Below are 12,549 nucleotides of genomic sequence, written 5' to 3' on the forward strand. Positions count from 1 at the left end.
ACGCTTTCTATTTTAATTACGAAATGGTTGCTGGTCTCGCGTATCCCACAAGGTTCCACCAAGGTGCTGCAATTTTTTCAGTGATAACGCCATTATTTTGCGCATCTAGCATCTTCCCACTTCCTATGTAAATACCTGTATGGGTCACGCTTGACTTAGAAGAGCCGAAGAAAACTAAATCACCCTTTTTAATATTCGAACTACTTACATGCTGATACGTATTATATTGAGACTGAGCAGTTCGTACTAGCGTCTTATTCATGGCCTTCTTAAAAACGTACGAGGTAAGTCCAGAGCAATCAAAAGCACTCGGTCCATTTCCACCATAACTATATGGTTTGCCTAATTGAGCTTTTGCTACACCGTACAGGGTTTCATAGGAAGCTCCAGCCTTCAAATAGCCATGCCAAATCCAACCATGCACGCTTCCTGACACGTTTGTCACGTAATAATAGAGATATGTCACTCCGTCAGATTTCTTTACGTACATCTTTTTGGTAACCATCCAAGTCGTGTTTGGATAATTTGATAAATAATGCGTTTTGGCGCCAAATGTCACCTGTTTATCTTTTACTGAAAGATCATACATCCATCCGGTACTTGAACGACGAACATAGGCGGTTGCAGTCATGCTACTTTCACTAACTTCAGTGGTGGCGGCGTCCGCCTTAACCGTCATGCTTACCATAAAAAATAGGACACTTAGGATTGCAATAATACTTAATTTCAACTTACTTATGTGATGCATCATCAAGCACTTCCTCTTTTAGTTTATGCAGATCATATTACGCTTAAAGAGTGTCAGAATATTTACCTAAAAATGTCAAATTTTGAAAATAGTGTTATTTGTCACATGATTCTCGGAAAATTGTAAATTGACATTAAAGAAAAGACGTCAGCCCTTTATACAAACAGGATTGACGCTTTCTTAAAGTATTACCGAAAATGACCAAATGTAACATTTCTTTCGATATTATCCTTACTTTGAAAAACTTAATCTTTTCAAAGTAAGCTGATAGTAAGTTTCTGACTGAAACCAAAAAACACTCCACAAATTTGTGAAGTGCTTTCAAGCATTGATAGATTATTAATATTAACGCTTTGAGAATTGTCCTGCCTTACGAGCTTTCTTAAGACCCGGCTTCTTACGTTCTTTCATACGAGCATCACGAGTCAAGAGACCTGCACGCTTTAGTGGTCCACGAAAATCTGGATCTACTTCAAGTAATGCACGGGCGATACCATGACGGGTAGCGCCAGCTTGACCTGAGAATCCACCACCATTGACGTTAACAAGTGTGTCGTAGTTACCTAACGTTTCAGTAACGTTAAATGGTTGAACGACAACTTCACGCAAGTTACCGAATGGGATGTATTCAGTGATATCTTTGTTGTTCATGATGATTTTACCAGTACCAGGTACTAAACGTACTCGTGCTACTGAGTTTTTACGACGGCCTGTGCCGCGATATTGTACTTGAGCCAATTCAGTTTCCTCCTTAGATTAGGTTCGTAATGTCCAAAGCTTCTGGTTTTTGTGCTTCATGCTTATGTTCAGTTCCTGCATAAACGTGAAGCTTCATGCCGATTTGGTGACCTAATGAAGTATGAGGAAGCATTCCCTTAACAGAAGTTTCAATTAACTTCTCAGGTTCCTTTGCTCTAAAATCACCAGCGGTGCGTTGCTTTAAACCACCAGGATGGTTCGTATGATGGTAGTAAATCTTACCAGTAGCTTTCTTACCAGTTAAAGCCACCTTTTCTGCATTAATAACTATTACGTTATCACCTGTATCCACATTAGGGGTGAACGTTGGTTTATTTTTGCCGCGTAAGATAGAAGCCACAACTGTTGAAAGACGTCCCAATGGGATATCTGTTGCGTCTACTACATACCATTTGCGATCTACGTCACCTGATTTAGCCATATATGTTGTACGCACGTTAAATTCCTCCATATTCTGTGTTTGTTTGACACCTAACAAGTTTCCGGGGCTTATCGTGGGGCAAACAATACCAGCTACAATGATACAAATAATTCACCATAAAGTCAATGAAAATTTCTAACATTTTAGCTCAATCTACCTTTGATATTTTGGTAACTTGGTCGGATGCTCAGGATCTTCTCCCTCATAATAAACATGCTTTAAATATAATCCACTCGCAGAAACCGTTCGTCTGGCATTTCTTCTGTCGCCAAGCTCATAAAGTCGCTGAATATCATGCACCGGTCTAGTTCCAGATCCAATTTCAATTAGGACCCCAACCATGATTCGGATTTGGTTATATAAAAACCCGTTTCCATAGAACTCAAAAATAAGTTCATTATCATCTTTATTTTGCTTAACTGTCGCTTCATAAATTGTCCTAACATTGCTTCTAGCCGTTGACCCAGAGGCGACAAAACTTGTAAAATCGTGTTCGCCAATGAGATCCCCCAATGCTAATTCAATCTTTTCAATATCAAATGGAAATTTCCAATGACCACAATAATTTCGTTTAAACGGATTTCTAAATTCGCCCAAATCAATCCGATACATATATCGTTTTCCCGAGACATCATATCGAGCATGAAAAGTGCTTGAAACCTTTTCGACACGTAACACTTCCATATCGACTGCTAACATGCTATTCAAGCCTTTTCTCATATTATCAGCTTCAATATCAAATGGAAAATCAAAATGGACGACCTGCCCCAATGCATGGACTCCTGCATCTGTTCTACCTGAACCATACACTTGAAGTGGTGGCTGAGGCTTTTTTGCCATCATATTTACTACTTTAGTTAATTCACCTTCAACGGTTCTAGTATTCGGTTGCCGTTGAAAACCAGCAAAGTTTGTACCATCATATGCCAATATTATTTTGTAACGTACTCCCATGAACTTCCTCGTTTCTAATTTCTAATAAATAGTAAAACGACACCTGCCACAACATAAATGAGCCCACTGATTGAATCTTGTTTTCGCCATCTTAATTCTCTATATTTTGTTCGATTTAGTCCGTCCTTATAGCCTCGGGCCTCCATTGCAATGGCAATGTCAGAGGCACGATTAAAGGCACTCACAAATAATGGAATTAATAGTGGAACCACCGTTTTTACTTGTTGCTTTACTCCACCGCTTCCAAAATCCACGCCTCGAGCGCGCTGTGCATCCATAATTTTAGTCGCTTCATCCATTAAGGTTGGCACAAATCTTAATGCTAAAGAAAGCATTAGCGCCAGCGTTTCAACAGGAAAATGAATCTTTTTTAGTGGCTTCAGTAACTCTTCCACCCCATCTGCAATTTGTAGCGGCTGCGTCGTTAAAGTTAAAAGGGTAGACATCATAATAATTGCTAAAAACCTCAAAAGAATATAAACCGCGCTGATAACACCTTGCTGCGTGATTGATATCCACCCCCACGACCAATAAACATGGCCACCAGCGCCAAATAAAATCTGAATAATAACGGTGAACACCATTAGCCAGAGTAGTGGGCGAATTCCCTTGATAAAAAATCCAAGGGAGACTCCTGACAGTAAAATTGAAGAAATCAAAACGGCGAAAACTAGCACATAACTCATCACATTGTTAGCAAAAAAAACCAACAATATAAAGAAAAAACTAATTAATAGTTTAGCGCGCGGATCCATTTTGTGAACCCAGGATTCTCCAGGAATGAAGCGACCAAAAATAAATTTATCCAAGCTCGCCGCTCCCCTCTACGTCAATCTGTTTTGCCAACTCAATTGCAAGTTCATCTTCATTTAAAGGCAAGTGATCAGGAAAAGAGAACCCCTTTTTTTGCATAGAAATTGCAAATTGAGTTGTTTGCGGTAATTCCAAATGATGTTTCTGAAGCCATTCAATATTACTAAATACTTCTTGTGGTGATCCAATCTTTTCAACTTGACCCTCATCCATCACAATGACTTGATCAGCGTATTTAGCGACATCTTCCATTTGATGGGTTACCAAAATAATTGTTTTTCCCTGTTCCTGATGTAGTTTCTGCACCAGTTCCATAATTTCATTTCGACCACGAGGATCTAAACCAGCCGTTGGTTCGTCTAAAATGAGGGTTTGAGGATCGGAAGCTAAAACACCTGCTATTGCAACCCTCCTCATTTGACCTCCGGATAATTCGAATGGCGATCTCTCCAAAATATCGCTGTCTAGCCCTACTTCTTTCACTAATTTGATTGCCTGAGCTTCAGCCTTCGCTTCGCCCATTCCAAAATTTAATGGACCAAACATCACGTCTTTTTTGACAGTTTCTTCGAAAAGTTGATTTTCTGGAAATTGAAAAACCATTCCCACGTGCTGTCGCAATACTTTTAAATTTTTATTACTTGTATCAGCTGTGATTTGTCTCCCATCAACATCAATGAAACCTGTGCTTGGCTTCAATAGTGCATTCATTTGTTGTACAAGTGTCGATTTTCCACTTCCAGTATGACCAATGATTGCAGTAAATGAATGATCTTTAATTTCAAGGTTAATATCATGTAAGGCTTGATGCTGAAACGGTGAGTTCATTTGATAAAAGTAATTTACTTTGTTAAACGTGATTGACATAGCCAGTCTGACATCTCCTTATCATTCAAGTAGCCATCCGGTACGCTCACCCCTAATGCCTTGAGAGAACGCTTTAGCCGTGCTGAATACGGAATATCTAAACCAATATTCAGTAATTCATTTTCTTTTTCAAAAATATTTTCCGGTGTGCCCTCTTCAACTATGACTCCATCATTAATGACAAGAACCCGATTTGCATGAGAAGCCTCTTCAATATCGTGAGTTATCGAAATAACCGTTAGATCATGTTCGTCTTTAAGTTTCCGAATGATTTTTAAAATTTCTTCTCTGCCCTTTGGATCTAACATACTGGTTGCCTCATCCAATATAAGGATTTTTGGTAAAACCGCAATTATACCAGCAATAGCGACTCGTTGTTTTTGACCACCAGATAATGAGCCTGGCTCTCTAGCTTCAAACCCAGTCATACCAACCTGACTTAATGCATCTTTGACCCGACTCTGCATAGTTTCTCTCTTAAAGGCTCGATTTTCCATACCAAATGCAACATCATCTGCAACTGTTGCTCCAACAAATTGATTGTCGGGATTTTGAAATACTAAGCCAATATTTTCACGTAACTGCCAAACATTATTATCAGTTAATGTTTCACCCAAAATTTTAATTTCGCCACTCTCAGGTTCCAGCAGACCATCAACAAGTTTAGCTAAAGTACTTTTACCACTGCCGTTATGACCAACAATAGCTAGCCATTCTCCCTGTTGCACATTAAATGTAATATCTTTTAATATTTCAGGTAGTTCCTCTGAATATTTAAATTTTAAATGATTCACGTCAATAATTCCCATGTCACCAAGTCCGTTCATGAAAGTATGAATATATTCTTTTGCAATTATACCAATATTTTAAGTGCAAACCTATTAATTCGTATAATTGCAAAAAAAAATCACTTACAAAAGTAGGTGCGAGGATGATCCCCATTCAAGCTAGACTCGGAAGAAGATTCCATCATCATAACGCTCTATACCTAAATTTGAGTGATTTCATAAATAACCGTATTACAAGTAAGCTGTTTAACTAATTAATCAACCAGTTGTAAAACAACCATTTGTGCTCCGTCTCCACGACGAGGCATGGTCTTCAAGATACGTGTATAACCACCATTACGGTCTGCATATTTTGGTGCTAATTCACCAAAAAGCTTTTGTAATGCAGTCGTTACTTTAATATCATCGCCATCTTCGTTTACATCCGCAACAACATCGCGTACAAATGAAGCAGCTTGTCTACGTGCGTGTAAATCGCCACGCTTGCCAAGTGTAATCATTTTATCGGTAGTTGAACGAACTTCTTTAGCGCGAGCTTCTGTGGTCTTAATTTGACCATTAACTAAAAGATCAGTAGTAAGATCACGAAGCAATGCACGCCGTTGTGAACTAGTACGTTGTAATTTCCGGTAACTCATGAATAGATACCCTCCTTTATTTGTTAGTCTTCTTTACGCAAAGACAAACCTAGATCTGCCAACTTTGCTTTTACTTCTTCTAATGATTTACGACCAAGATTACGAACCTTCATCATATCTGCCTCAGATTTATCATTTAATTCCTGGACAGTGTTAATTCCAGCACGTTTCAAACAGTTGTAAGAACGAACAGAAAGATCAAGCTCTTCAATAGTCATCTCAAGCATTTTCTCTTTGTGTGTCTCTTCTTTTTCAACCATAATTTCCGCATTCTTGGCTTCATCAGTTAAGTTGACAAACATGTCTAGATGTTCCATTAAAATCTTGGCAGCTAAACTAATAGACTCACTAGGATTAATTGAACCATCAGTCCAAACATCAAGCGTTAACTTATCATAATCTGATTTGTGTCCAACACGTGTATTTTCTACTTGGTAGTTAACACGTTCAATTGGGGTATAGATTGAATCAATCGGTAAGACACCAATTGGCATATCCTCATCTCTGACCTTATTTTGATCAGCGGAAACATACCCGCGACCCTTATTTGCAGTCATTCGCATATGGAAAGTAGCGCCTTCTGCAACTGTTGCAATGTAAAGATCTGGATTTAAAACAGTTACATCACTATCAGCTGTGATATCACCAGCGGTTACTTGTGCTGGACCCTTTACGTTAACCTCAAGCGTTTCAACTTCGTCATCCGCACCTTCGAGCTTCAATGAAATCTTCTTTACATTCAAAATAATCTGAGTAACGTCTTCCACAATTCCCTCAATTGAGGAGAATTCATGTAAAACACCATCAATTTGAATACTAGTCACTGCTGCTCCTGGTAAGGAAGATAATAAAATACGACGTAGTGAGTTGCCAAGTGTTGTACCGTATCCCCTCTCTAAAGGTTCAACGACAAACTTACCGTAATTATCGGATTCATCAATCTTGTGAATATTAGGCTTTTCAAATTCAATCATTCTTATCTTTTACCCCTTTCAAACCGCGTTTAGTAACAATAAAGTCAATCTCCTCATGAAGTTTACCCCCATCAAAGAATAACTTCATGCTAAACTCGACGGCGCTTCGGAGGACGAGAACCATTATGAGGAACTGGAGTAACGTCACGAATTGCAGTAACTTCTAGTCCAGTAGCTTGAAGTGCACGAATTGCAGCTTCACGACCAGAACCAGGACCTTTAACTGCAACTTCTACAGACTTCATACCATGCTCCATTGAAGCCTTTGTAGCTGCCTCAGCAGCCATTTGAGCAGCAAATGGAGTAGATTTTCGACTACCTTTAAATCCAAGGGCACCAGCTGATGACCATGCAACAGCATTCCCTTGAACATCAGTAATCATAACTAACGTATTATTAAAAGTTGAGTGGATATGTGCTACACCAGACTCAATATTCTTTTTTGTACGACGTTTACGTGAATTTTTCTTCGTAGGCATAAAAAGTCTAAACCTCCTTCTATAGTTTTATTATTTCTTACGTCCTGCAACAGAAACGGACTTACCTTTACGGGTTCTGGCATTATTCTTCGTGTGTTGTCCACGAACTGGCAAACCACGACGATGCCTCATTCCACGATAAGATCCAATTTCTTGGAGACGTTTGATATTCATACTAACTTCTCGACGTAAGTCACCTTCGACAGGATAACTGTCAATAGCAGTACGAATCTTATCCTCTTGATCGGGAGTTAAATCGCGAACACGAACATCTTCTGAAACTCCAGCCTCAGTAAGAATCTTTTCTGAGGTTTTTTGACCGATACCAAAAATATAAGTTAAGCCAATAACAATTCGCTTATCTCGTGGTAAGTCAACTCCAGCAATACGAGCCATTAAACATACACCTCCAATTTAATAAATTATTTACCTTGTCGTTGCTTATGCTTTGGATTGGCTGAGCAAATTACCATAACTCGACCATGTCGTTTGATCACTTTGCAATGATCACACATCTTTTTAACAGATGGTCTTACTTTCATGAAAAATTCCTCCTAAATTAAACAGTACGAGGTCTAAAAATTACTTGAAACGATAAGTAATACGGCCCTTTGTTAAATCATATGGAGACATTTCAACAGTCACACGATCTCCAGGTAAAATACGGATGTAATGCATACGTATTTTACCTGAAACATGTGCTAATATCTCATGTCCATTTTCTAATTCAACTCTAAACATCGCATTAGGTAACGTTTCAGTGACTTTGCCTTCAACTTCGATGACATCTTTAGCCACAAAATGTACCTCCTTCATTGATACCTTGGTACGCTGTGTCGTTATTTAAATTGAACTCTTGCGAGTCAATAAATAAACAATAATCCGAGTAATAATACCATAACTCCTGCTATGAAGCAAGATTCCAGCTCTATAGTAACAGAACGGACTACAAATTACAGGTTACTCAAAATCTGTTTTATTTCTTTGTAGACTTTATCGATATCTTGTTCACCATTTACTGTGTACAACAAACCTTTTTCTTCATAAAAATCAACTAACGGAGTGTTCATTTTGACATTCACATTCATGCGATTTTTAACAGTTTCGGGTTTATCATCATCACGTTGGTAGAAATCATGACCACCACAGACATCACAAGTGCCTTCGACTTTAGGAAGATGGTAAATCTTGTGATAAGTCGCACCACAAGTCTTACAGATAAATCTACCAGAAAGCCTTTTAACTAAAACTTCTGGATCAACATGGATGTTAATAACAGCATTCACATCACGTTTCAGTTCGGATGAAATCGATTCTAATGCGTCGGCTTGTTCCAAATTTCTTGGATAGCCATCCAACATATAGCCATCATTTACATCATCTTTACTTAATCGTTCTTTAACAATGCCATCAGTAACTTCATCCGGAACCAATTCACCTTTGTCAATAAAAGCTTGAGCTTTCAAACCCATTGTCGTTTTATTCTTCATTGCGCTTCTAAAAATATCTCCGGTGGAAATATGAACAATGTTAAAATCATCAACAATTTTTTGAGCTTGCGTGCCTTTACCGGCGCCAGGAAGACCCATCAAAACGAGATTAAGAGTTGCCATAAGAATTCTCCTAACTAATATTTCAAATTGCAATTAAAGCATTTACGTACTGAATACTATTTATTCAGTAGGACGGCTGCCTTGGATAAATCCAACATATTGACGCTTCATCATTAAACCTTCGATTTGTTGAATGGTTTGGATAGCGACACCTACAACAATTAGTAGGCTCGTGCCTCCCAAGCCAATCGATTCATCAAGACCCCAGATGTTTTGTGCTAATAAAGGAATTAAAGCAACCAACCCTAAGAATAACGAACCCACAGTACTCAGTCGCATCAACAGACTTGAAACGTAACTTTGCGTTTCTTTTCCTGGCCAAACGCCGGGAATATAACTACCCTGCTTTTGTAAATTCTCAGACAATTTTTCAGGGTTAACCTGAACGAATGCATAAAAGAATGTAAACAAGATAATGAGAACCGTATAAAGTATAGCTCCATCAGTCGATTGCATATTGAAAACACTTGTCAAGACTTTATACCAGGTATCTTCAGAATGATTATTAGCAAAGACTCCTAAAACTGCTTGTGGAGTTGCTATAAACGAACTGGCAAAGATAACCGGAATAACTCCAGCAACGTTAACCTTCAACGGTAGATAACTACTATCCGGTGATCCAGAAACACGCCTAGTATATTGAATCGGTATCTTTCTATCCGCTTGTTGAACCCAGGTTACGAAAGTAACTATAAGTAGAACAATGATAATCAAAGCAATCACAAAAATGACACTTTGCCACATTGTTCCCTTTGAAGCATTTACGAAATATTGTTGATAGACTTGATGTACCCCAGTTGGAATACGAGCAATAATACCAGCAAAAATGATCATTGAAACACCATTGCCTAATCCCTTATCAGTGATCATGTCACCAAGCCAAGTTGTTAACATGGTTCCACCCGTTAAGATTAAACCAATGGTTGCGTACGTTCTTACACCTGGATTTTCAACAAGATTCAAACTACTTAAAGTATTAAACCCTGCAGTAATACCAATAGACTGCACAAACGCAAGCACAATTGTTAAATATCTCGTTGCTTGATTTAGCTTTCGACGGCCAACTTCACCTTGCTTACTCCATTCGACAAATCTTGGAACAATATCCATTTGAAGTAATTGAATAACAATTTGGGCAGTAATATAAGGTGAAACTCCCATTGCAAAAATGGAATAATTGGTTAATCCGCCACCACTAAAGGTATTTAGAATGCTCACTAATCCAGAAGACGCGACGCTTTGAAGTGCTTTCGCATTAATTCCTGGTACAGTAATATATGCACCAATTCGAAATACTATCAAAACAAATAGTGTAAAGAGAATTTTCTTACGAATATCCTTAACTTTAAATGCGTTTCCAAGTGTTGAAAGCATTAAATCACCTCAGTTTTACCGCCAGCAGACTCGATTGCTGTAACAGCAGTCTTTGAAAATTTACTTGCTTTAACAGTGAACTTCTTGGTTAATTCACCTTCACCCAAGATCTTAATACCATTTAATTCATTCTTAATAACGCCTGATTCAACTAATACAGTTGGTGTAATTTCTGCACCATCATCAAAACGTTCCTCTAAAGTAGCAACGTTGACAATCGCATATTCTTTACGACCAATGTTAGTAAATCCACGTTTTGGAATACGACGGTAAAGTGGCATTTGTCCACCTTCAAAACCTAAACGTGTCTTGCTACGAGCTTTTTGCCCTTTTTGGCCACGACCTGAAGTCTTACCTTTGCCTGCTGAACGACCGCGACCCTTACGAGTTCGTAAAGTTCTAGATCCCTCAGATGCTTGCAATTCGTTCAATTTCATGAATTTAGCACCTCCTAACTTGATAAATTATTATTTAATTTCTTCTACTTTAATTAAGTGTGCAACCTTGAATAGTGCACCACGTACTGCATCATTATTTTTTAAAACAACGGTGTGGTTTACACGTTTTAAACCAAGAGCTTCAACGATTTTTCGTTGCTTGGGGAGACGGTGGGCAACACTATGAATTAAAGTTACTTTTAAATCTGCCATCCTTTAACTCCTCCTTACTCAGCTAGATGCTGAACTGAAACGCCACGCAACTCTGCGACTTCTGCAGCACTCTTTAAATTTTTAAGTCCTTCAAAGGTAGCACGAACAGCGTTGATTGGTGTATCAGAACCAAGTCGCTTACTAGTTACATCATCAACTCCTGCAAGTTCCATGACGGCACGAACTGCACCACCTGCAGCAACACCAGAACCTTCTTCAGCTGGCTTCAAAAGAATTCGGCCACCATCATAAGTTCCAATGATTTCATGAGGAATTGTTGTACCAACGATTGGTACTTCAATAAGGTTCTTGTTTGCAGCTTCAACAGCCTTACGAATAGCTTCTGGAACTTCTTGAGCTTTTCCAGTACCAAAGCCAACGTGACCTTTATGATCGCCGACGACAACTAAAGCAGCAAAGCGCAAACGACGTCCACCTTTAACAACCTTTGTAATTCGGTTGATTGAAACGACATTATCTTCAAGATCCAATTTTTCGGGATCGATAAACTTAGCCATGTGCGGGTATTCCTCCTTTTTTAAAATTCTAATCCGTTTTCTCTAGCTTGTTCAGCCAATTCTTTAACACGGCCATGATATAAATATCCGCCACGATCGAAAACGACATTCTTAATCTTCTTCTCTGAAGCTCGTTTTGCAATAAGTGAACCAACCGTTGCGGCTTGTTCTGACTTATTACCATCTTTAACTTCGTCATCTAGAGTAGAGGCACTGACTAGCGTCACACCCTCTACGTCATCAATAATTTGAGCGTAGATGTTTTTGTTTGAGCGGAATACATTTAAGCGTGGGCGCTCTGCAGTACCAGAAATTTTATTTCGAACACGCATATGACGCTTTTGACGTGTTTTATTCTTATCTGGTTTAGTAATCAAAATAGTCACCTCTTTAATTAATTAACAGCTAAGCTGCTTTATTTACCTGTTTTACCTTCTTTAAGTGTAATGTGTTCGTTTACATAACGAATACCCTTACCCTTATATGGTTCTGGTGAACGAACTGCACGAACTTCGGCAGCAAAGTCACCAACTTCTTGTTTACTGATACCACTAATATTAATAGTTGTGTTATCGGGAACTTCAACTTTTAAGTTGTCGCTAACTGTCATTTCGACAGGATTTGAATAGCCGACACTTAACGTTAACGTTTTACCCTTTAACTGAGCACGGTAACCAACACCAACAAGTTTTAGATTCTTACTAAAACCTTGTGTAACACCCTCAACCATGTTGTTAAGGTTTGCGCGCATCGTTCCGTGAAGAGCACGAGTTTTATTGTTGTTATCACTACGATCAAAGTTAACTTCGCCATCGCCAATTTTCATTTCGATAACTGGAGAAAATGTTCTTGTAAGTGAACCTTTTGGTCCTTTAACTGTTACATCATCACCATCACGTTTTACTTCGACGCCAGCTGGAACAACAACTGTTTTATATCCAATACGACTCATT

Annotated in this window: 20 protein-coding genes; all 20 read right to left on the reverse strand. The window is 38.6% G+C overall.

What is annotated here, in order from left to right; all coding sequences use genetic code 11:
• Positions 1 to 16: 16 nt before the first annotated feature.
• Positions 17 to 751: a C40 family peptidase gene (locus tag FGL90_RS01645; RefSeq protein ID WP_010619623.1), complete on the reverse strand. Its 735-nt coding sequence runs from the start codon at positions 749 to 751 to the stop codon at positions 17 to 19.
• A gap of 342 nt (positions 752 to 1,093) precedes the next feature.
• Positions 1,094 to 1,486, reverse strand: a complete 393-nt coding sequence (gene rpsI / locus FGL90_RS01650; RefSeq protein WP_010619622.1) for a 30S ribosomal protein S9 — start codon at positions 1,484 to 1,486, stop codon at positions 1,094 to 1,096.
• A 13-nt stretch (positions 1,487 to 1,499) separates the two neighbouring features.
• Complete coding sequence (gene rplM / locus FGL90_RS01655) at positions 1,500 to 1,943, reverse strand: 50S ribosomal protein L13 (protein ID WP_010619621.1); 444 nt, start codon at positions 1,941 to 1,943, stop codon at positions 1,500 to 1,502.
• Positions 1,944 to 2,081: 138 nt separating this feature from the next.
• Positions 2,082 to 2,882 carry a tRNA pseudouridine(38-40) synthase TruA gene (gene truA / locus FGL90_RS01660; RefSeq protein ID WP_147656611.1) on the reverse strand — a complete coding sequence of 267 codons (801 nt, stop codon included), beginning with the start codon at positions 2,880 to 2,882 and terminating at the stop codon, positions 2,082 to 2,084.
• 14 nt (positions 2,883 to 2,896) lie between these two features.
• The gene (locus FGL90_RS01665) at positions 2,897 to 3,691 is read right to left on the reverse strand and encodes an energy-coupling factor transporter transmembrane component T family protein (RefSeq protein WP_010619619.1); all 795 of its coding nucleotides are present in this window, start codon (positions 3,689 to 3,691) and stop codon (positions 2,897 to 2,899) included.
• Entirely contained in the window at positions 3,684 to 4,562 is an 879-nt protein-coding gene (locus tag FGL90_RS01670) for an energy-coupling factor ABC transporter ATP-binding protein (RefSeq protein WP_147656613.1), read from the reverse strand. The genes FGL90_RS01665 and FGL90_RS01670 overlap by 8 nt, the downstream gene beginning before the upstream one ends.
• Positions 4,538 to 5,371 (reverse strand): energy-coupling factor ABC transporter ATP-binding protein, encoded by an 834-nt coding sequence (locus FGL90_RS01675; protein ID WP_033445207.1) that lies wholly within the window; start codon positions 5,369 to 5,371, stop codon positions 4,538 to 4,540. The genes FGL90_RS01670 and FGL90_RS01675 overlap by 25 nt, the downstream gene beginning before the upstream one ends.
• A gap of 233 nt (positions 5,372 to 5,604) precedes the next feature.
• A complete protein-coding gene (rplQ, locus tag FGL90_RS01680; RefSeq protein WP_010619616.1) occupies positions 5,605 to 5,988 on the reverse strand; it encodes a 50S ribosomal protein L17 in 384 nt (127 codons plus the stop codon).
• A gap of 23 nt (positions 5,989 to 6,011) precedes the next feature.
• Complete coding sequence (locus FGL90_RS01685) at positions 6,012 to 6,962, reverse strand: DNA-directed RNA polymerase subunit alpha (protein ID WP_010619615.1); 951 nt, start codon at positions 6,960 to 6,962, stop codon at positions 6,012 to 6,014.
• An 89-nt stretch (positions 6,963 to 7,051) separates the two neighbouring features.
• Positions 7,052 to 7,441, reverse strand: a complete 390-nt coding sequence (gene rpsK, locus FGL90_RS01690; RefSeq protein ID WP_010619614.1) for a 30S ribosomal protein S11 — start codon at positions 7,439 to 7,441, stop codon at positions 7,052 to 7,054.
• A gap of 30 nt (positions 7,442 to 7,471) precedes the next feature.
• Positions 7,472 to 7,837 (reverse strand): 30S ribosomal protein S13, encoded by a 366-nt coding sequence (rpsM, locus tag FGL90_RS01695; RefSeq protein ID WP_010619613.1) that lies wholly within the window; start codon positions 7,835 to 7,837, stop codon positions 7,472 to 7,474.
• A gap of 26 nt (positions 7,838 to 7,863) precedes the next feature.
• Positions 7,864 to 7,983, reverse strand: a complete 120-nt coding sequence (gene rpmJ, locus FGL90_RS01700; RefSeq protein WP_010619612.1) for a 50S ribosomal protein L36 — start codon at positions 7,981 to 7,983, stop codon at positions 7,864 to 7,866.
• 40 nt (positions 7,984 to 8,023) lie between these two features.
• On the reverse strand, positions 8,024 to 8,239 hold the full coding sequence (gene infA, locus FGL90_RS01705) for a translation initiation factor IF-1 (protein WP_010619611.1): 216 nt from the start codon (positions 8,237 to 8,239) through the stop codon (positions 8,024 to 8,026).
• A 155-nt stretch (positions 8,240 to 8,394) separates the two neighbouring features.
• On the reverse strand, positions 8,395 to 9,054 hold the full coding sequence (locus FGL90_RS01710) for an adenylate kinase (RefSeq protein ID WP_147656614.1): 660 nt from the start codon (positions 9,052 to 9,054) through the stop codon (positions 8,395 to 8,397).
• Positions 9,055 to 9,114: 60 nt separating this feature from the next.
• Positions 9,115 to 10,428, reverse strand: a complete 1,314-nt coding sequence (gene secY, locus FGL90_RS01715) for a preprotein translocase subunit SecY (protein WP_010619609.1) — start codon at positions 10,426 to 10,428, stop codon at positions 9,115 to 9,117.
• Positions 10,428 to 10,865 (reverse strand): 50S ribosomal protein L15, encoded by a 438-nt coding sequence (rplO, locus tag FGL90_RS01720; protein ID WP_010619608.1) that lies wholly within the window; start codon positions 10,863 to 10,865, stop codon positions 10,428 to 10,430. The genes secY and rplO overlap by 1 nt, the downstream gene beginning before the upstream one ends.
• 30 nt (positions 10,866 to 10,895) lie before the next feature.
• On the reverse strand, positions 10,896 to 11,078 hold the full coding sequence (gene rpmD, locus FGL90_RS01725; protein ID WP_010619607.1) for a 50S ribosomal protein L30: 183 nt from the start codon (positions 11,076 to 11,078) through the stop codon (positions 10,896 to 10,898).
• Positions 11,079 to 11,092: 14 nt separating this feature from the next.
• The gene (rpsE, locus tag FGL90_RS01730; protein ID WP_010619606.1) at positions 11,093 to 11,596 is read right to left on the reverse strand and encodes a 30S ribosomal protein S5; all 504 of its coding nucleotides are present in this window, start codon (positions 11,594 to 11,596) and stop codon (positions 11,093 to 11,095) included.
• Positions 11,597 to 11,616: 20 nt separating this feature from the next.
• The gene (rplR, locus tag FGL90_RS01735; protein WP_147656616.1) at positions 11,617 to 11,973 is read right to left on the reverse strand and encodes a 50S ribosomal protein L18; all 357 of its coding nucleotides are present in this window, start codon (positions 11,971 to 11,973) and stop codon (positions 11,617 to 11,619) included.
• A gap of 38 nt (positions 11,974 to 12,011) precedes the next feature.
• On the reverse strand, positions 12,012 to 12,548 hold the full coding sequence (rplF, locus tag FGL90_RS01740; RefSeq protein ID WP_147656618.1) for a 50S ribosomal protein L6: 537 nt from the start codon (positions 12,546 to 12,548) through the stop codon (positions 12,012 to 12,014).
• Position 12,549 lies beyond the last annotated feature (1 nt).

This window comes from Secundilactobacillus malefermentans (genome assembly GCF_008033155.1).
GTDB lineage: Bacteria > Bacillota > Bacilli > Lactobacillales > Lactobacillaceae > Secundilactobacillus > Secundilactobacillus malefermentans.